This window comes from Aquibium pacificum, from assembly GCF_040839445.1.
Classification (GTDB): Bacteria; Pseudomonadota; Alphaproteobacteria; order Rhizobiales; family Rhizobiaceae; genus Aquibium; species Aquibium pacificus.
Window position 1 is genome coordinate 1,225,206 of record NZ_JBDPGJ010000002.1, and the last position, 19,566, is coordinate 1,244,771.

Below are 19,566 nucleotides of genomic sequence, written 5' to 3' on the forward strand. Positions count from 1 at the left end.
GCGCGGGGCCGTTGGAGCCCATGCCCATGCGTGAAATCGCAGGCAGCCCGCGGGTCCTGCTGAGACGGCTGCGCGAGCTCATGGCGGAGGCGCTGGAGCCGCAGGCCCGGCTCGACCGGATCGTGCGCGAGATCGCCTCAAACATGGTGGCGGAAGTCTGCTCGCTCTACGTGCTGCGCGCCGATTCGGTCCTCGAACTCTATGCCACCGAAGGTCTGAACCCCGGATCGGTCCACCTCGCGCAACTGCGCCTGGGACAAGGCCTCGTCGGCACGATCGCCGCGAGCGCCCGGCCGCTCAACCTCCAGGACGCGCAGAAGCATCCGGCGTTCGCCTATCTCCCGGAGACGGGCGAGGAGATCTACCATTCCTTCCTCGGCGTGCCGGTGCTGCGCGCGGGCCGCACTCTCGGCGTACTCGTGGTCCAGAACAAGACCATGCGGAACTATGGCGACGACGAGGTGGAGGCGCTCGAAACCACGGCGATGGTCATCGCCGAGATGATCGCCACGGGAGACCTGCGCCGCCTGACGCGTCCCGGCATGGAGCTCGATCTGAGCCGGCCCGTCACCATCGAGGGCGTGCCATTCAACGAAGGCGTCGGCCTCGGCCACGTCGTGCTGCACGAGCCGCGCATCGTGGTGACCAATCTCTTCAACGAGGACGCCGATCTCGAACTGCGCAAGCTCGAGAACGCGCTGGGCTCGTTGCGCCTGTCGATCGACGACATGCTGTCGCGCCGCGAGATCGCCTCCGAGGGCGAACACCGCGCCGTGCTCGAGGCCTACCGCATGTTCGCGCACGACCGCGGCTGGGTGCGCCGGCTGGAGGAAGCCGTGCATAACGGGCTCACGGCGGAAGCCGCGGTCGAGAAGGTCCAGAGCGACATGCGCGCGCGCATGATGCACATGACCGACCCCTATCTGCGCGAGCGCATGAACGATTTCGACGACCTCGCCTACCGGCTCCTGCGCCAGTTGATGGGAGGCGGCGCCGACGCGCTGGCGACGTCGCTGCCGAAGGACGCCATCATCGTCTCCCGCGCCATGGGTGCGGCCGAGCTTCTCGACTATCCGCGCGACAAGGTGCGCGGCCTCGTTCTGGAGGACGCGGCCGCCACCAGCCACGTGGTGATCGTGGCGCGCGCCATGGGCATTCCCGTCGCCGGCCAGGCCAAGGGCGCGGTCTCGATGGCGGAAAACGGCGACGCTGCCATCGTGGACGGCGACGAGGGCAAGGTGCACCTGCGTCCCCAGCCCGACGTCGAGGCCGCCTATGCCGAAAAGGTCCGCTTCCGCGCCCGCCGGCAGGAACTCTACAGGGAACTGCGCGAAAGACCGTCGCTGTCGAAGGATGGCGTCAGGGTCGACCTGATGATGAATGCCGGGCTCGCCGTCGACCTGCCGCAGCTCGCCGATTCGGGCGCGGCCGGCATCGGCCTGTTCCGCAGCGAACTCCAGTTCATGGTGGCGGCGACCTTCCCGCGCGCCGAGGCGCAGGAGGCGCTCTACCGTCAGGTGCTGGAGGCAGCGGACGGCAAGCCGGTCACCTTCCGCACCATCGACATCGGCGGCGACAAGGTGCTGCCCTATTTCCGCGGCGGCGAGAAGGAGGAGAATCCGGCGCTCGGCTGGCGCGCGATCCGGCTCACCCTTGACCGTCCGGGGCTATTGAGAACACAGGTGAGGGCCCTTCTGAAGGCGGCAGGCGGCGGCGAGCTCCGTCTCATGCTCCCCATGGTCACCGAGATAGGGGAGATCACTAAGGCGCGCCACCTCATCGACCGCGAGGTCAATCACCTCGCCCGCTTCGGCCATCTGCTCCCGACCAGGCTCAAGCTCGGCGCCATGCTCGAGGTGCCGTCGCTGCTGTTCCAGCTCGACGAACTGATGCGTGTCGTCGATTTCGTCTCGGTCGGCTCCAACGACCTGTTCCAGTTCCTCACCGCCACGGATCGCGGTAACGGTATGCTGTCGGGCCGCTTCGACCCGATCTCGGCCCCCTTCCTGCGCGCGCTGAAGCACGTGCTCGACGCCGGCGCGCGCGCCGGCACGCCGGTCACGCTGTGCGGCGAACTGGCCGGCCGCCCGATCTCGGCCATGGCCCTGATCGGCATCGGCTTCCGGTCGATCTCGATGTCGGCCGCCGCCATCGGCCCGGTGAAGGCCATGCTTGTGGAACTCCCCGTGCGCGAACTGGAACGCGCGATCGCGCCGGTCCTCGCCGACGGCGGCGCGTCCCGCGACGCCCGCGCCCTCCTGCGCGATTTCGCGACGGCGCACGACATCCCGCTTTGAGGTCGGGGCGCATCGCGTCCGCCGCCGCGTCGGCGTGCGAAACGACGCCGGCCTTGTAGGGTTAGTTCTCCAGAGCTATATAGCATCGAAGCTATGGGCGCGCGATGCCTTGGACCGTTTCGTTCGCAGAAGAGTTCGAGCCGGAATTCGATGCGCTGCCAGAACAGGTGCAGGACGCAATTCTTGCCCGTGCTCTCGTTCTGCAACGCGAAGGACCATCGCTCGGGCGGCCGCACGTGGACACCCTGACCGGGTCGAAGCATGCGAACATGAAGGAACTGCGCTGCAACGCCGCTGACGGCGTCTGGCGCATTGCCTTCGCCTTCGATCCCGCCCGGCAGGCGATTCTGCTGGTCGGCGGGGACAAGTCCGGCAGCAGCGAGAAGCGCTTCTACCGGCAACTGATCGCGCGGGCCGATGAACGGTTCGACCGCCACCTCCAGAGACGGACAGGATGACGTCAATGCCACGTACTCTTCAGGACAAGCTGACTGCCCTCGATCCTGCCCGCCGGGACGCGATCGAGGCCGAAGCGGACCGGCTCCATGCCGAATACTTGACGCTGCAGGAGTTGCGGAAAGCCAAGGAGATCACCCAGGTCCAACTCGCCGAAACTCTGGGTATCCAGCAGGCCACGGTGGCGAAATACGAGCGCCAGAGCGATCTCCTCCTTTCCACCCTGACGAGCTACGTCCGCGCGATGGGCGGCAATCTCAAGCTGATGGTCGAGTTTCCCGGCAAGGTGCCGGTTGCCCTGGAAGGGATCGGCGACACGGAGGAACCCCGTCGGCGCCGCCGGGCCGCGCGTGACGAACGCAAGAGCGATATACGCGCCTGACCGCCGCCACTAGTTCTCGCGTTGGGCGGCACCATGGCGCCACCCCCTAGACGAATGGCGCCAAATCCGCCATCCAGTCGCGGCTCCAGTGCGGCTACGTAGCGATGTCGCGCCGCGATGCGCCTTTTCCCGTTTGAAACGATAGCCAGACAGACATGACCACTCTCCCCGCCGACCGGATGGACCAGGTTCTGAAGCGCTTCGACATGCTCGAGGCGCAGATGGCGGCCGGGCCGGACGCCGACAAATACGTCAAGCTCGCATCCGAATACTCCGACATCCAGGAACTCGCCGCGAGGATCAAGACCCTGCGGGCGCTGGAGAAGGACCGCGACGGCATGAAGACCATGCTGTCGGACCGCGCGACCGACCGCGACATGCGCGAACTCGCCGAGGCCGAGCTCGAGGAGGTCGAAGGGCGGATCGAGGAAGTCGAGGCTCAGATCCAGGTTCTGCTTCTGCCGAAGGACGAGGCAGACGCCAAGAACGCCATCCTCGAAATCCGCGCCGGCACGGGCGGCGACGAGGCGGCGATCTTCGCCGGAGACCTCTTCCGCATGTACGAGCGCTATGCGGCGGACCACGGCTGGAAGGTCGAACTCGTCTCGGCCAGCGAAGGCGACGCGGGCGGCTACAAGGAGATCATCGCGACCGTGTCGGGCAAGGGCGTGTTCTCGCGGCTGAAGTTCGAATCGGGCGTACACCGCGTGCAGCGCGTGCCCGCGACGGAGGCGAGCGGGCGCATCCACACCTCGGCGGCTACCGTCGCGGTCCTGCCGGAGGCCGAGGACGTCGACATCGAGATCCGCAACGAGGATATCCGCATCGACACCATGCGCGCCTCGGGCGCCGGCGGCCAGCACGTCAACACCACCGATTCGGCCGTGCGCATCACCCACCTGCCCACCGGCATCATGGTCGTGTCGGCGGAAAAGTCGCAGCACCAGAACCGCGCCCGCGCCATGCAGATCCTGCGCTCGCGGCTCTACGACATGGAACGCAACCGCGCTGCCGACGAACGCTCCGAAGCGCGGCGCCTGCAGGTCGGGTCCGGTGACCGCTCCGAACGCATCCGCACCTACAATTTCCCGCAAGGGCGGGTGACCGACCACCGCATCAACCTGACGCTCTACAAGCTCGACCGCGTGATGCTGGGCGACCTCGACGAGATCATCGACGCGCTGATCTCCGACCACCAGTCGAAGCTCTTGGCCGACATGAGCGGGAGTGTCTGAGGCGGACTGGCGCCGGATGCGCAGTAGCATGATACCGGTACCGGAGCTCGGCTCCAGCCCACGGGACACCGACATCGACCCGAATGCCCGCCGGAGCACGGCCGTGCGCCTATCCCGATGACCACCCTCACCGACCTCCACCAAAGCACCCGCCGCCGCTTCGCCGCCGCCAACCTCGAAACCCCCGACCTCGACGCCCGGCTGCTTCTGGAGCACTGCACCGGCACGACCCGGCTCGACCTGATTCGCGAGCCCGGTCGAATCGCGACGCCCGCGCAGGCAGCCGAATTGGAAAAGGCCGTCGCGCGCCGGCTCGCCGGCGAGCCGGTGCACCGCATCCTCGGCTGGCGCGAGTTCTACGGCCTGCGGCTGGCGCTTTCGCCCGATACGCTGGAGCCGCGCCCCGATACCGAGGCGCTAGTCGATCTCGTCCTGCCCCACGCGCGCGCGACCGCCGCGAGAAAGGGGACCTGCTCGATCCTCGATCTCGGAACCGGCACGGGCGCCATCGCGCTCGCCATGCTGTCGGCCCTTCCGCAGGCGCGTGCCCTCGGTGTCGACATCTCGGAAGGCGCGCTCGCCACCGCGCGGGTGAACGCCGCAGCGAATCGTCTTGCCGACCGGTTCGAGACGGTCCTTTCAGACTGGTTCGAAAGAATCTCGGGCCGGTTCGATGTAATCCTGTCCAATCCGCCCTACATAACGGACGGTGAACTCGCTGGCCTTGCCCGGGACGTGACGCGGTTCGATCCTCCCCGCGCGCTTTCGGGCGGAGCGGACGGGCTCGACGCCTACCGAACCATCGCGTCGGGCGCCGCGCCGCATCTGGATCCGGACGGCCTGATAGGCGTCGAGATCGGAAGCCGGCAAAAGGAGGACGTCGCCGCCATCTTCCGCGAAGCTGGGTTCAGGCCGGCGGGAGAGGCAAAAGACCTCGGCGGCCGTGACAGGGCATTATTGTTCACCTTGTAAAACCCAAATTTGTGCCTTGCGAAAAAATGCTTGGCATAGCTGTCGAATGCGGATAGTTTCCGGCCACCGGATGAGACGAAGCAGGCAGTGCTGTATCGGTTCGGTCCCTTCAGGAAACAGACTGCCGACCGCGTGATGGACGCACTTGCTTCGTATGGGGCTCTTCCGGCCAGGGTACGAAACCAGAAGCGAGATGGCAGGGCCAGCGGCTCGATGCGCCGTATTGCCCATAACCGGATGGCGTTCGCGAGCTCTTTTCTGGCCGCACCGCCCTTTTTCTCAACGCGATTGAAATGAAGAGTATCGGATGAGGCCACAACAGCAGAACAGGCGCATGCGCGGTCGGAACAACAACAACCGCAAGGGCCCCAATCCTCTGACCCGGAGCTACGAGAGCAACGGGCCGGACGTGAAGATCAGGGGCTCCGCCCAACAGATCGCCGAGAAATACGCAACCCTTGCCCGCGATGCGCACAGCGCCGGTGACCGCGTGATGGCGGAGAACTACCTCCAGCATGCCGAACACTACAACCGCATCATCGCCGCCGCCCAGGGTCAGATGCCGGTCAACACCGCGCGCGACCAGCGCGACGAGTTCGACGACGACGACAATGACGGCGACGACAATTTCGATCAGGGCAACAACCAGCAGGACAACCGCCAGGACGGCCGGCAGCCCGAGAATCGCCAGCAGGACGCGCGCCAGCAGGATAGCCGGCAGCAGAACGAAGGCCGGGACAATCGCCAGAACGACGGGCGCCAGATCGACGGGCGCCAGTATGAAGGTCGCCAAAATGAAGGTCGCCAGAATGATGGCCGCCAGAACGACGGTCGTGACGGCCGCCAGCGCGACAACCAGCCGCGCGGCGACAATCAACAGCGGGACGGCGGCCGGCGCGACGATCGCCAGCGCGATAATCCGCGTCCGCCGCGCGCAGAGCAGGACCCCGCCCAGAACCGCGAACAGCCGCGCGGCAACGACGACGGTTCGGGACCCCAGCCGGTGATAGACGGCATGCCGGTCGAGGTCGCGCTCGAACAGGAGGCGATGGCCAGCCAGCCTCGCCCCCGCCGCGGCCGTCCGCCGCGGGCCAGTGTCACGGCTCCCGCCGAGGCCGCTGCTCCCGCGCAGGCCGATGCGGCGAAGGAAGCCGAGCCGGCAACGCCGGGCGAAGGCGGTGACGCTGCGCCGCGCAAGCCGCGCCGTCCACGCCGCCCGCGCAATGCGAATGTCGAGGCCGGCGGCGCTGCCTCCGGTGCCGAGGGCGAGAATGAGGATACGAATTCCGACGAGCCTGCCATCGCGGCGCAGTAGCCTCGATCCAACATAGCGTATCGCAAGAGGGCGGAGCCGGCGGCTTCGCCCTTTTTGCTTGTTTGACGCGCATCAACCCGTCTTGAGGAATGATCCTCTAATCTCCATATCCACGGCAAGTTGGGCCGGCTTCGTCCGAAGCGACCCGTCACCATGAGCCGAACCGGCGCCGCCAAGCGGGCCGGGGAAGGATACGGAGACCAGAGCATGAACATCGAAAAATACTCCGAGCGGGTCCGGGGCTTCATCCAGTCCGCACAGACGATGGCGCTGTCGCGCAATCACCAGCAATTCTCACCCGAACACATCCTGAAGGTCCTCGTCGATGACGAGGCAGGCCTCGCGGCGAACCTGATCGAGCGCGCCGGGGGACGACCGAAGGACGTCCAGCTCGGCGTGGAGGCTGCGCTGAAAGCCATGCCGCAGGTCGAGGGCGGCAATGGCCAGCTCTACATGGCCCAGCCGCTCGCCAAGGTTTTTTCCACCGCCGAGGAACTGGCGAAGAAGGCCGGCGATTCCTTCGTAACGGTGGAGCGCCTGCTCACCGCGCTGGCCGTGGAGAAGTCGGCCAAGTCCGCCGACATCCTCGCCAAGGCCGGCGTCACCGCGCAGGCACTGAACGCCGCCATCAACGACATCCGCAAGGGGCGCACCGCCGATTCGGCTTCAGCCGAGCAGGGCTACGACGCGCTGAAGAAATACGCGCGCGACCTCACCAAGGATGCCCGCGAGGGCAAGCTCGATCCCGTGATCGGCCGCGACGACGAGATCCGCCGCACCATCCAGGTCCTGTCGCGCCGCACCAAGAACAATCCCGTGCTCATCGGCGAGCCCGGCGTCGGCAAGACGGCCATCGCCGAAGGGCTGGCGCTTCGGATCGTCAACGGCGACGTGCCCGAATCGCTCAAGGAGAAGCGCCTGATGGCGCTCGACATGGGCTCGCTCATCGCCGGCGCGAAGTATCGCGGCGAGTTCGAGGAGCGGCTGAAGGCCGTGCTGTCGGAGGTCACCTCCGCCGAGGGCGAGATCGTGCTCTTCATCGACGAGATGCACACGCTGGTCGGCGCCGGCAAGGCGGAGGGCGCGATGGACGCCTCCAACCTCCTGAAGCCCGCGCTCGCCCGCGGCGAGCTGCACTGCGTCGGCGCCACCACGCTCGACGAATACCGCAAGCACGTCGAGAAGGACGCCGCGCTCGCCCGCCGCTTCCAGCCCGTCTTCATCAACGAGCCGACGGTGGAGGACACGGTCTCCATCCTGCGCGGCCTGAAGGAGAAGTACGAGCAGCACCACAAGGTGCGCATCTCGGATTCGGCGCTCGTGGCCGCCGCGACGCTCAGCAACCGCTACATCGCCGACCGCTTCCTGCCCGACAAGGCGATCGACCTCGTCGACGAGGCCTCGTCGCGTCTCAGGATGCAGGTCGATTCCAAGCCCGAGGAACTCGACGAGATCGACCGCCGCATCATGCAGCTGAAGATCGAGCGCGAGGCGCTGAAGACCGAAAAGGACGCCGCGTCGAAGGACCGGCTGGAGAGGCTCGAGCAGGAACTGACCGATCTCGAGGAAGAGTCCGACGGGCTGACTGCCCGCTGGCAGGCCGAGAAGCAGAAGCTCGGGCTCGCCGCGGACCTGAAGCGCCAGCTCGACGAGGCACGCAACGAGCTCGCCATCGCCCAGCGCAAGGGCGAGTTCCAGCGCGCCGGCGAGCTTGCCTATGGCCAGATCCCGGCGCTGGAGAAGAAGCTCGTCGAGGCGGAAGCCCAGGACGGCAAGGGCGCCATGGTGCAGGAGGAGGTGACGCCCGACAACATCGCGCATGTCGTCTCCCGCTGGACCGGCATCCCGGTCGACAAGATGCTGGAGGGCGAGCGCGACAAGCTCTTGCGCATGGAGGACGAGATCGCAAGGCGGGTCGTCGGCCAGGGCGAGGCGGTGCAGGCTGTCTCCAAGGCCGTGCGGCGCGCCCGCGCCGGCCTGCAGGACCCGAACCGGCCGATCGGCTCGTTCATGTTCCTCGGCCCCACCGGTGTCGGTAAGACCGAGCTCACCAAGGCGCTCGCCTCCTTCCTGTTCGACGACGAGAACGCCATGGCGCGCATCGACATGTCGGAGTTCATGGAGAAGCACTCGGTCGCCCGGCTGATCGGCGCGCCTCCCGGCTATGTCGGCTACGAGGAGGGCGGCGCTCTCACCGAGGCCGTCCGCCGCCGGCCCTACCAGGTCGTGCTGTTCGACGAGATCGAGAAGGCGCACCCGGACGTCTTCAACGTGCTCCTGCAGGTGCTCGACGACGGCCGGCTCACCGACGGGCAGGGCCGCACGGTCGACTTCCGCAACACGCTGATCATCATGACGTCGAACCTCGGGTCCGAGTATCTCGTCAACCTGCGCGACGACGAGGACGTGGACGCGGTGCGCTCGGAGGTCATGGGCGTGGTGCGGGCCTCGTTCCGGCCGGAGTTTCTGAACCGCATCGACGAGGTCATCCTGTTCCACCGCCTGCGGCGGGCCGACATGGGCGCGATCGTCGAGATCCAGTTGAAGCGGCTGGAGAAGCTGCTCGTCGACCGCAAGATCGCGCTCGACCTCGACCGCACCGCCATCGAGTGGCTGGCCGAGAAGGGCTACGATCCCGCCTACGGCGCGCGTCCGCTCAAGCGCGTCATGCAGAAGGAGCTCCAGGATCCGCTGGCGGAGAAGATCCTGCAGGGCGACATCCGCGACGGCCAGACCGTCGTCATCGCCGCCGGCTCCGACCGCCTCCTCTTCCGCCCCCGCCCGCTGGCGGTGGACGAGGCCGAGGCTGCTTAGCCCGAACGCAATGCCTCTCCCCTGCCTAGCGGGGGAGAGGTGGCTCGGGCAACGCCCGAAACGGTGAGGGGGCTCTTCCCACCCCACCGAATTTCACCGACCTGTACCGAAGACCCCGCCGAGAGCCGGCGCCGGTTGACCGCGTCCCTTCCTCGCGCCGGAGAAGGGCGCCGCGCCCCGGCTCAGCCGCCGCCGCGCAGATCCTCGGCCGCCTCCTCGTTGCCGAAGATATAGATGTAGATCGGCCCCTTCGGCGGTCCGAGCACGAACATTGCGACAGCGTGGCCCGCGAGGAGCGCCGCCAGAAAATACCACACCAGTCGCATGCCACCCCTTTGTCTGTCCGGCATTGTCTCGACCCCGGGTGCCGCCGTCAACCTTGCATCGGCGAAGCCTTGTGCCAGGCCGGGTTTTTGGCAGACGCCGCGGTCCCGTTCGTCTATTCGTCGGTCCTGATAAATCCCCGCTCCGGCTGCCGGCCGGAACCGGGCAGGGGCGGACGCGCGCGGAGTTTTTAAGTGCACGGCATCGTGGAGACGCGGCAGAACCGGCTGACCGGCATCCTCCTGATGCTGGCCGGCGTCGCCTGCCTCAGCGTCAACGACGCGCTGGCGAAATCGCTGACGGCCACCTATTCGCCGGTGCAGATCCTGTTCATCCGCAACGTGATCGCCCTGCCGTTCGCCTTTGCCATCGCCTATGGGATGGGCGGCGCTGCGGCGCTGCGCTCGCGCCGGCCGCTCGCCCACCTCGCGCGCGGCGTCCTGTGGCTCGGCGCGGCCGTGCTGTTCTTCACCAGCATCATGCACCTGAAGCTTGCCGAGGCCACCGCGCTCATCTTCGCGGCACCGTTCTTCATCACCGTCATGTCCGCCCTGGTGCTTGGCGATCACGTCGGCTGGCGGCGCTGGTCGGCGGTCATCGTCGGGTTTGTCGGCGTGCTGATCGTCGTCCGCCCGGGTGGTGCCAGCTTCCAGCCCGTGTCGCTGTTGCCGGTCGCCACCGCGTTTCTCTATGCGCTGTTGATGCTGAGCGCGCGCTGGCTCGATCCGCGCGATAGCGTGTGGACCCTGCTTCTCTACCTGACCGGCGCCGGCGCCCTGGTCGCCGCTCTCGCCACGCCTTTCGTTTGGCGGGAAATCCAGTCGGAACATCTCTGGCTCTTCTTCGCGATCTCTCTCTTCGGCACGGTGGGCATGACCATGATGACCCAGGCCTTCCGCCTGGCGCCGGCCGCCCTCATCGCGCCGCTCGACTACACCGCGCTCGTCTGGGCCACCGCATTCGGCTGGCTGATCTGGAGCGAAGTCCCCGACACCGCCACCTTCCTCGGTGCTGCCGTCATCATCGCCAGCGGTGTGGTCGTCATCCTGCGCGAGCGCCGGCGGACCGATTGAGGCGAGGGGCTCCGCAAATATAAGGCGATGGTGATTTAGGAATAGACTTCCGCAAGGTGAGGTCCTAGCAAGGTGCCGTTGGGGCAACACCGAGCCTGGCCGGCGGGAGCGCCGGTGCGCTCGACTTTTCACGTGGGGAAATCAATCGATGAAATGGATAATCATCGCCGCGGCCGCGGCGTTCGCAACGATTGCGGGCCATGCGTCTGCGCAGGGCATCGACACGGGCCACTACTTCACGCTTTCGACCGAGTTTCGCGGTGGCGACATGCGCCTCGACGTCTTCAACGGCGGTCCGAAGAACGACATGACGCACCTGGCGCCCGCCGCCGACGTGTCGGGCCAGTACTGGCGCTTCACGCCGGCCGGCAACGGCTACTGGCGCCTGTCGACCATGTTCCGCGGCGCCAACATGTGCCTCGACGTCTTCAACGGCGGCGCACGCGACAACCAGGTGCATCTCACCCCTTGCGCCAACTACACCGGCCAGTTCTGGGCGCTCCGCCCTGAGGGGCAGGCCTACCGTCTGACCACCGACTTCCGCGGCCCGGGCATGTGCCTCGACATCTTCAACGGCGGCCCCGACGACAACCAGCCCCACCTCACCCCCTGCGCCAACTATACCGGCCAGTTCTGGTACCTCAATCCGACCTGGAAGCAGGTGAACTGAGGGCCGAGCCCGAGCGCCCTTCGTCACCCCCACTCCTTGGGGGGTCCGAAGGACGGGCGAGACCGGTGGCTCGCCCTGGGCGTCTCGGGCGCAGCCCGAGACGGAGTGGGGGCCCTCTCCGTCTCGACCGGCCTTGCCGAACTGCGCTCACCAAAGGAGCCGAAGCGGCGCCGATGCTCTCTTGCGCCCTCATGGTGAGCTTGTCGAACCACGAGGGCGCACCCCCAATCTCGCCGCTCTTATTTTCGCTCGGCCCTTCGGACCGACCCCCACCCCCAACCCCTCCCCTCAAGTGGGAGGGGAGCCCCGTTCGCGCGATGCCGTCGTCCCCTCCCCCTTGAGGGGAGGGTCAGGGTGGGGGTCAGCGCGAAGCGCGAAAGCAAAACAGCCGACGCTGCGCAAAAAGCCGCGGCAACGCGCGACGCCCATCCTCAACCCCGCGAAGTGGGGGGTCCAAAGGACGGGGGAGACCCGTGGCTCGCCCCTAGTGGCTCGGGCGCAGCCCGAGACGGTGAGGGGCTCTCTCCACCCCGACCGGCCTTGCCGAACTTGCTCTCACCAAAGGAGCCGAAGCGGCCCCGATGGTCTCTTGCGCCCTCATGGTGAGCTTCCTGAGCCTGCCGAAGGGCGAACCACGTGGGGGCGTACCCCCAATCTCGCCGCTCTTCTTTTCGCTCTGCCCTTCGGGCCGACCCCCACCCCTGACCCCTCCCCTCAGGGGGGAGGGGAGCCCCGCCGCGCTCCGTCCCGAAGAGGAGGCAGCGTGCGATTCCCATCCGCTCACCCAACGGGGGGAATTGGTTCGGGCGAAGCGCGAGACGGTGAGGAGGTCTTTCCGCCCAACAGGTTTGGAACGCTGGCCTCAAATACCTTTCTGAAGAGAAGGCAACCTAGTTCCAATTCGGATTCGGCATATGTCTTCTATACTCGATTTCATGCATGTTCGCGCCTCGGAGGGCTAGGAATCGTGAAAATTAGCCGAAGCACAAAATGGGTGTCGGACACGATGCTCAACACTCTATTGCGCGAATATGAGGCGAGCACCGAACTCAGCAAAGGTGGTCTCAGCTACAGACGCCATGACTTTTGGGAGCTGTACGAGATTTTACCTGACGCCTTCGCCGTGAGCCCCATGATCCGCCGTTCGGAAGCGATCGGCCTGTTCTCCAAGGCGCTCCGAGAATGTCGCCGGGCGGGTACGATGAACTCCGAGGCTATTATTAAACACGCAGCCGCAATTCAGAAGAAAGCGCTCGCCGTACCGCAGGAGTCCTATACCTTATGGACAAAATTTCGAGCGCGCGACATGGCGCACAGCAAGGGTTTCACGCTCGCTTGGCGTGGAGTGAAGCTTCGCACTGCGGCATATCTGCCTGCCTGGTTGCAGCGTGAAGAGTACTTTCTCAACGGCGTCGGTCGTATTTTCCCGCGCAAACCCGATTTCTATGGGCATGTGATCCTCGCTTGTGATGACCGGAATGAAGATCGCGCTGTCGATCGAATGATGGATGCGCTCCAGCTAATGCACGGGCTTCTCAACCTGTACGAAACCTTGGGGCGGCATTCCGGTTGGAGTGGACGCAATTGGACCGAGGGCAAGCTCTGGCTCGGGCCAACCCAGTTCTTGTTTCGAGATAGGAAGTTTCGCGGCGAGGATCGTATATGGTACAATCCCGACTATGATGAGGAGGCTTGGGCGCGTTTGCCGCCGTCAATGAAACGCATCCTTCAGGTCGTTCCTATGGCGCGCACGGCGCTCGCCGCACTCGACAAGCATCCACTGTGCGACGTACTGGTTCGGGCGATCATATTGCTACAGGACGGCTTTGCAACTCGCGATAGCAACCATCGCCTTTTGCGCTACTGGTCGGCGCTCGAACAGCTCTATGTCGAGCCCGATGCGAAGGGTCGCTCCAATGACAAGGTCCTTGAACGGGCGGTGTTCGCTGAACTCAAACCCGAATTGTCGAAATGGAAGCTTGAGCATATCGCACGGCTCAGGAACGACTATGTTCATGCTGGTGGGTCGAATGATGATCTTCACCACATGTGCCAATTCTTGCGCGAATTGCTCGGACGACATATAAACCACTGGATTTTTCGTGGAGGGGACTTTGCTAACCACTCTGCTTTGCTCCAGCTGGTCAAACTGCCATCGGATCGCGCGGCGTTAGTGCAGATGCAAGAAATGATCACCCGTCGCCTCGCCTATCTCGACACGTAACCGGCTGGGAAAGGAGCGGAATGAGCATAGTATGACCGCTTTTTGAACCGGACTCCCATCGCGAAGTTTTGCAGCTTTTGAATGTCTTCCCAACGCAGCGGAACCACGTACTTGAGGGCGTATTGTTGCCCACGACTATTCGAGAAGTCCGTCAACCTCGACGACCCGAAATTCTCCCATTTCTATCCACACCCCCGCCACCCACCCCATAATCCCCCCGCCTGAACAAACGGAAGGTGGCGATGGACTGGCAGGTGGCGATCGAGCGGAATGGGGCGGCGCTGAAGCGCGTGCTCGCCGCGCTCGTCGCCATGGCGGATCTCGGGGGACAGTTTACTTTTTTCCGCCCCGCCAGCGCGCCGCTCCGGGACGATCCGGAAGCGGAAAAAAGTAAACTGTCCCCGACCCTGCCGCGCCGCCTCCACCGCGCCGTTCTGCGCCTGCTTCGGCCTACCGAATCGGCCGCCCGGCGGCTGATCATCGTCGCGGCCAAAACCCTGCCCGCGAAGCCGCCGCTGCCCGAGCCCGCGCAACCGCCCCAGCGCCCCGATAATGCCGCGATCACCGTCCTGCGCAGCCTCGGCATCGCCATCGTGATTACGCCCTCCACCGCCCCCGCACCGCGGCGCGCCGTGCCGGCCGTGCGCCGTCCTCCCACCGCTATCGCGCTGCCGCTCGTCGACCGACTGCGCAATCCCGGGCCGCGCCCGCGCACTGTGCCGCCGCATGCCGCCCCCCGCATCCTCTCCTTCGAGGGCGCGGTGCCGCATCGCCTGCCGCCGCCGCCCACGCCGCACGACCGGCTCGACGCGACGCGGCTGGTGCTGAGGTTGCGGGCGCTGGCCGAAGCCCTCGACGACCTGCCGCGCCAGGCCCGGCGTTTTCTCCGCTGGCAGGCGCTTTGCGCCCGAGCGCGGGCGCGGGGATTGAAGTCCCGCATCTCGCCGTTGCGCGGCGGCCGTCCGCCGGGCCAGCTTTGCGCAGAAAGCCGCCGGCCCCGGCACGAGATCCACGAAATCCTGCGCGACCTGAGTTTTTACGCCGGCCGGGCGCTCGATTGTCCCGACACGTCGTGAGCGCCACCGGATGCCGGCAGTCCTTTTCCTCCATGAAAAAGTCACGGCCGCCGAAGGCGACCGGCCGACCATGCGCGTCAGTCGAAAGGACGTATGCCGGCGGCGGACGTCCCCGGACGACATCCCCGCCCTTGCAGAGAAAAACGGCGCCGGCGCCTGTTTCATCCGGCCCGCCCGGATAGAATGCTCCTTATGACGCTCGACGAGTACAACGCCTTCTGTGCCTCCCTCCCGCACACGACCCATGTCGTTCAGTGGGGCGGCGCGCATGTCTGGAAGGTCGCCGGAAAGGTCTTCGCCATCGCCGGCTGGAGCAGCGGCGTGGATCTCGCCGTCACCTTCAAGTGCTCCGAAATGGCATTCGACGTCCTGAAGGAACAGCCGGGGCTCAGGCCGGCGCCCTATCTCGCCTCGCGCGGCATGACCTGGATCCAGCGCGTTTCCGCCGAGGCCATGGACGACGCGGCGCTGTGCGACTATCTGCGCGAGAGCCACCGGCTGGTCGCCGCGAAGCTTTCGAAGAAGGCGAGGGCGGCGCTTGGCCTATAGTGCAGCGAGCGCCATCTTCATGTCCCGTTCATCTGGAACGGTGCATGATGACGATGCATTCGCGGCAGCGGCACTGCATTTGCGCAAGCGGCATTGACGGAGAAGAACGGGACATGACTGGACGGAACCTCATCCTCAGCGCGGCCGCCGGCCTCCTTGCGGCGGGGACCGTGTCGGTCGCCGCCGCCGCGGTTGCACCGGGCTCGGGCGGGAACGAGGCGAACCCTCCGGCCGATGCGTACCGCCCCGGGCTCCTGCTTGCCCAGAACGGCGAGGTCGACATCTTCTTCGATGCGCGCGGGCGCCGGGTGATCCTGGATGCGCGCACCGGCGAGGTGATCGCGATCGAGGAGCCGGGCGTGCGCCAGCGCCAGTGGCCGCAATATGACCGCCTCTACGAATCCGGCGTGCTCTCGGCGCGGCCGCGCGACCCGGATGCCGTCGCCGCCGAGCGTTACCGCCGGTTCCGCGAATACCAGCTCGGCCTGCGCGAGGCGCCGGACGAGGATTTCCCGGACGAGGAATACCAGGGCTATCCGCAGGAAGACCGCATCGAGCGCCGGGCCATTCCCGAATATGGCGAGGCCCCGGAATACAGGCCCGTCCCGGAATTCGGCGAGGCCCCCGAATATGCGCGCGGCGAGGCGCTCGAGCGCGCGCCGCTGCCTGCCGATCCCTTCGCTGAAAATCCCGTCACTGGCTCGACCCCCGGTGCGGGCGAGGAATTTCCTCCCGCGCCTTCGCGGTCGCCCGCCGGCGAGGACGTCGCGGAACTCCAGATTCTGCTCGACCGCGCCGGCCTGTCGCCTGGCGTCATCGACGGCAAGATGGGCGGCAACGTCAAGAAGGCGCTCGACGCCTACACCGAGATGACCGGCAAGCGGCTCGACATCTCCGACCGGCAGATGATCGCCGACTGGCTGGTGGACACCGGCGGCGACGCCTTCACCACCTACACGATCACGCCCGAGGACGCGGCCGGCCCCTACGTCGCGTCGGTTCCGGCCGATTACGGCGACAAGGCGAAGCTGGAGCAGCTCTCCTTCACCTCGACCGCCGAGATGCTGGCCGAGCGCTTCCACATGGACGAGACCTATCTGAAGGCGCTCAATCCCGGCGCGGACTTCAGCCGGCCGGGCACCCAGGTCAAGGTCGCCAATCCGGGGTCTCCCAAGGCCGCGGAGGTCGAACGCATCGTCGCCGACAAGGGACGCGAGCAGGTCCGCGCCTACGACCGGCAGGGCAATCTCGTCGCCGCTTATCCGGCCACGATCGGCTCGACCGACATGCCATCGCCTTCGGGCACGGTGACGGTGGAGCGCATCGCCTTCGATCCGGAATACACCTACAATCCCAAGATCAACTTCAAGCAGGGCGACAATGACAAGGTCCTGCGCATCCCGCCCGGGCCGAACGGCCCCGTCGGTTCCATGTGGATCGCGCTGTCGAAGCCGACCTACGGCATCCACGGCACGCCCGAGCCCTCCAAGATCGGCAAGACCAACAGCCACGGCTGCGTGCGCCTCACCAACTGGGACGCCCGCGAACTCGCCAAGATGGTGAAGCCCGGCATCTTCGTCCAGTTCATCGACTGACGGGGGCCGGCCGGGGCCGGAAGCCTCAGCGGCTGGCGAGCTTCAGCGAACCGTCGCTGTCTTCGCTCAGCAGCGCATCGATGCGCTCGCGCTCGCGGTTGAAGGCAACCAGTTCCTGGTCCTTCAGCACGCGGCCGGTCGGCAGGCGCACGCGCATCGGGTCCACCTTGGTGCCGTTGACCATCAGCTCGTAATGCAGGTGCGCGCCGGTCGACAGCCCGGTCGATCCGACGAAGCCGATCACCTGGCCCTGCCGTACCTTGGCCCCCGGCACCACGCCCTTGGCGATGCGGCTCTGGTGGTTGTAGGAGGTCTCGTAGCCGTTGGCATGGCGGATGACCGTCTGGCGTCCGTAGCCGCCCGACCATCCGGCCGTCTCCACCGTCCCGTTGCCCGCGGCGATGATCGGCGTGCCCACCGGCGCGGCCCAGTCCACACCCGTATGCATCTTCGTGTAGCCGAGGATCGGATGCCGGCGCCGCCCGAAACCTGAGGTGAAGCGCCCGTTGGGCAGGGGATTGCGTAGCAGGAACTGCCTGGCGCTGCGCCCCTCGGTGTCGAAATAGTCGACCGTTCCGTCCGTCATCTGGAACCGGTAGAAGGTGCGCTTGTTGCCGCCGAACGTCGCCTGCACGTAGAGCAGCTGCGAATCATCGGAAGCCGTGTTGTCCTCGTTCGGCTCCGAGAAGAACACGTCGATCCGGTCGGACGGTCCGATGCGGGACTGGAAGTCGACGTCGGCGGCCAGCATGCGGATCAGCTGCTTGGTCATGTCGCGAGACATGCCGTAGGAATAGGCGGCACGAAAGATGCCGTCATAGGCCTTCGGCAGGTCGCCGCGCACGCGCACCGGCGGACGCTCCTCGTCGAAGGCGGCGGCGACCTCGGTGCTCTTCTCCGGTTCGTCGGCGGGCACGAACTGCTGCCGGTCGTCGATGGCGATCGTCAGGAGGTGCGTGCCGCGGTCGTAGAGGCTCGTGCGCACGATACTGGTCTCGCCAGCGATCTCCTCGACACCGAGCCGCAGCACGATGCCGGGCTTCAGCGCCGTGATGTTCAGGAGCCTGCCGATGGCATCCGCCATGCCGACCGCCTCGTCGTTCGGATAGCCGCTGTCGGCGAGCAACTCGGCGATCGGGCGCTCGTTGCGCACCACGAGGATTTCCTCCGCGAAGGTCGGCGAGGTCTCCACGTCCGGCTGCCGCGCGACCGAGACGTTCTCCTGCACGATGCGAACGCCGTAGGGGGATTGCGCGAGGGTGGCCGTGGCGAGCGATTCGCCGAAGCGCTGCGCATCGACATAATGAAGCGAGGCGATCTGCACCTGCCCGTCGGTGAGGATGGCGCCGGTCTGGCGCACGACCTCCTCCACCTCGTCGGCCGAGAGGCTGCTCTTCTCGTCGAAGGCGGAGGCTTCGAGCGGGAAGTCCACGGTCTTCAGGCTCACCTCGCTCTCGACCTTGGCGCCGTAGATCTGGCCGGTCGTCGCCGTCTGGACAGCCGCGGCGCCGTCCTCGGAAAACACCTCGAGCGGGTCGAAGGCGGGATAGTTGCGCGTCGTCGTGTAGGCCGCGGCGAGCGGCATCCGGACCTCGACGAATGGCAGCGTGCGGATGACGTCCCGGTCGCCGACGCGGCTGACCGTCGAGACCTCCATGCGGCGGCGGTCGCGGGCGCGATTGGTGGCATGGGTTGCAACGACACGCGGCGCCTTGGCCGCCTCGCCGGCCCTGCCTGCTGCCATGTCATCGAGTTCGGCGATCTCAGGCGGCGTGGCAAGCTGCTCGCGCCCGTCGAGCGCGGCAATGAGCGCGACCCCCATGAGGACGGCCGAGGTGAGGCCCGTGAGAAACGTCCCGGAAAGCCAGCGTGCGGACACCTCGCGGCGGTCCGGCGGTCCGCTGCGCCCCCCCGTCGTCAGCGGCGGCTCGTTGCCGAGCATCGCGATGGTCTGTTCGAGATTTTGCATTGCTGCAGGCGTTTTTCCCCGGCCCAGATGGCGCTTCTTCTTTTTGTCGCGACGGAAAGTGCCCGCCCCGAGCCCAATAGTCAACGAACCGGGCCCGGAACCCCCCGGAGCCCGATCCGGTCGGGCTCAATCGGGCCTGAATCGCCCCCGCGATCCATGGCGACCATCGCTTCGCAGTGTGGCGCGAATGGGGCCGAGCGGCAGGACGAAAACCGGCGGCTCCCGCGCGCCCGTGCGCGTTTCCTTGGAACACGGGATGCGGCGTCCGCAGTGTCGCAAAAAGTTCAAAAAAGGAGGGAAACGCTGTTGACACCCGGACGGGCGCCCGACTATATACGCCTCACCAACGAGGGCGGCGCGCCGCTGGCGGCGGGGAAGTTCGCTTCCAAGACCTGCCCTCGAAGAAAATCAAGAGAGCCGCGTGAGCGACACTCGACCGGGCCCCAGGCGAAAGCGGAATGGCCCACGACACCGCGTCGGCGATGTCTGTTCTTTGACAATTGCATAATGAGAAGAAAGAGAAACGTGGGCGGCATGGTCTTGCTGAGCTGCTCTTCCCGCCAGGGGAGGGTAGTTCGAACGGAGACTTTGGCGGACACGTTTCGAGAGAATATG

Annotated in this window: 15 protein-coding genes; 13 read left to right on the forward strand and 2 right to left on the reverse strand. The window is 66.4% G+C overall.

Annotated features, from left to right (window positions below):
• The first annotated feature begins 26 nt into the window (after positions 1 to 26).
• The 7 genes from ptsP (at position 27) to clpB (ending at position 9,471) form a co-directional block, all read left to right on the forward strand.
• The gene (gene ptsP / locus ABGN05_RS12425) at positions 27 to 2,297 is read left to right on the forward strand and encodes a phosphoenolpyruvate--protein phosphotransferase (protein ID WP_367954314.1); all 2,271 of its coding nucleotides are present in this window, start codon (positions 27 to 29) and stop codon (positions 2,295 to 2,297) included.
• A gap of 104 nt (positions 2,298 to 2,401) precedes the next feature.
• The gene (locus ABGN05_RS12430; RefSeq protein ID WP_367954315.1) at positions 2,402 to 2,755 is read left to right on the forward strand and encodes a type II toxin-antitoxin system RelE/ParE family toxin; all 354 of its coding nucleotides are present in this window, start codon (positions 2,402 to 2,404) and stop codon (positions 2,753 to 2,755) included.
• A gap of 5 nt (positions 2,756 to 2,760) precedes the next feature.
• Positions 2,761 to 3,135 (forward strand): helix-turn-helix domain-containing protein, encoded by a 375-nt coding sequence (locus ABGN05_RS12435; protein ID WP_367954316.1) that lies wholly within the window; start codon positions 2,761 to 2,763, stop codon positions 3,133 to 3,135.
• 155 nt (positions 3,136 to 3,290) lie between these two features.
• On the forward strand, positions 3,291 to 4,370 hold the full coding sequence (prfA, locus tag ABGN05_RS12440; RefSeq protein WP_367954317.1) for a peptide chain release factor 1: 1,080 nt from the start codon (positions 3,291 to 3,293) through the stop codon (positions 4,368 to 4,370).
• 117 nt (positions 4,371 to 4,487) lie between these two features.
• A complete protein-coding gene (gene prmC / locus ABGN05_RS12445; protein WP_367954318.1) occupies positions 4,488 to 5,342 on the forward strand; it encodes a peptide chain release factor N(5)-glutamine methyltransferase in 855 nt (284 codons plus the stop codon).
• Between the two features lie 307 nt (positions 5,343 to 5,649).
• Complete coding sequence (locus ABGN05_RS12450) at positions 5,650 to 6,657, forward strand: DUF4167 domain-containing protein (protein WP_444876169.1); 1,008 nt, start codon at positions 5,650 to 5,652, stop codon at positions 6,655 to 6,657.
• 207 nt (positions 6,658 to 6,864) lie between these two features.
• The gene (clpB, locus tag ABGN05_RS12455) at positions 6,865 to 9,471 is read left to right on the forward strand and encodes an ATP-dependent chaperone ClpB (RefSeq protein ID WP_367954319.1); all 2,607 of its coding nucleotides are present in this window, start codon (positions 6,865 to 6,867) and stop codon (positions 9,469 to 9,471) included.
• 182 nt (positions 9,472 to 9,653) lie between these two features.
• On the opposite strand, the gene ABGN05_RS12460 is transcribed toward clpB, so the two are convergent.
• Positions 9,654 to 9,797: a hypothetical protein gene (locus tag ABGN05_RS12460; RefSeq protein ID WP_367954320.1), complete on the reverse strand. Its 144-nt coding sequence runs from the start codon at positions 9,795 to 9,797 to the stop codon at positions 9,654 to 9,656.
• A gap of 204 nt (positions 9,798 to 10,001) precedes the next feature.
• Between ABGN05_RS12460 and ABGN05_RS12465 the strand changes: the two genes are divergently transcribed.
• The 6 genes from ABGN05_RS12465 to ABGN05_RS12490 all read left to right on the forward strand — a co-directional run bounded on the left by ABGN05_RS12465 (position 10,002) and on the right by ABGN05_RS12490 (position 16,982).
• Positions 10,002 to 10,868: a DMT family transporter gene (locus ABGN05_RS12465; protein WP_367954377.1), complete on the forward strand. Its 867-nt coding sequence runs from the start codon at positions 10,002 to 10,004 to the stop codon at positions 10,866 to 10,868.
• A gap of 148 nt (positions 10,869 to 11,016) precedes the next feature.
• Entirely contained in the window at positions 11,017 to 11,538 is a 522-nt protein-coding gene (locus ABGN05_RS12470; RefSeq protein ID WP_367954321.1) for an RICIN domain-containing protein, read from the forward strand.
• A gap of 967 nt (positions 11,539 to 12,505) precedes the next feature.
• The gene (locus tag ABGN05_RS12475; RefSeq protein ID WP_367954322.1) at positions 12,506 to 13,762 is read left to right on the forward strand and encodes a hypothetical protein; all 1,257 of its coding nucleotides are present in this window, start codon (positions 12,506 to 12,508) and stop codon (positions 13,760 to 13,762) included.
• A 242-nt stretch (positions 13,763 to 14,004) separates the two neighbouring features.
• Positions 14,005 to 14,838: a hypothetical protein gene (locus tag ABGN05_RS12480; protein WP_367954323.1), complete on the forward strand. Its 834-nt coding sequence runs from the start codon at positions 14,005 to 14,007 to the stop codon at positions 14,836 to 14,838.
• A 192-nt stretch (positions 14,839 to 15,030) separates the two neighbouring features.
• On the forward strand, positions 15,031 to 15,387 hold the full coding sequence (locus ABGN05_RS12485; protein ID WP_367954378.1) for an MmcQ/YjbR family DNA-binding protein: 357 nt from the start codon (positions 15,031 to 15,033) through the stop codon (positions 15,385 to 15,387).
• Positions 15,388 to 15,500: 113 nt separating this feature from the next.
• Positions 15,501 to 16,982 carry a L,D-transpeptidase family protein gene (locus ABGN05_RS12490; RefSeq protein WP_367954324.1) on the forward strand — a complete coding sequence of 494 codons (1,482 nt, stop codon included), beginning with the start codon at positions 15,501 to 15,503 and terminating at the stop codon, positions 16,980 to 16,982.
• A 25-nt stretch (positions 16,983 to 17,007) separates the two neighbouring features.
• Here ABGN05_RS12490 and ABGN05_RS12495 read toward each other — a convergent pair whose 3' ends face one another.
• On the reverse strand, positions 17,008 to 18,951 hold the full coding sequence (locus ABGN05_RS12495) for a M23 family metallopeptidase (protein WP_367954325.1): 1,944 nt from the start codon (positions 18,949 to 18,951) through the stop codon (positions 17,008 to 17,010).
• Positions 18,952 to 19,566: the final 615 nt, after the last annotated feature.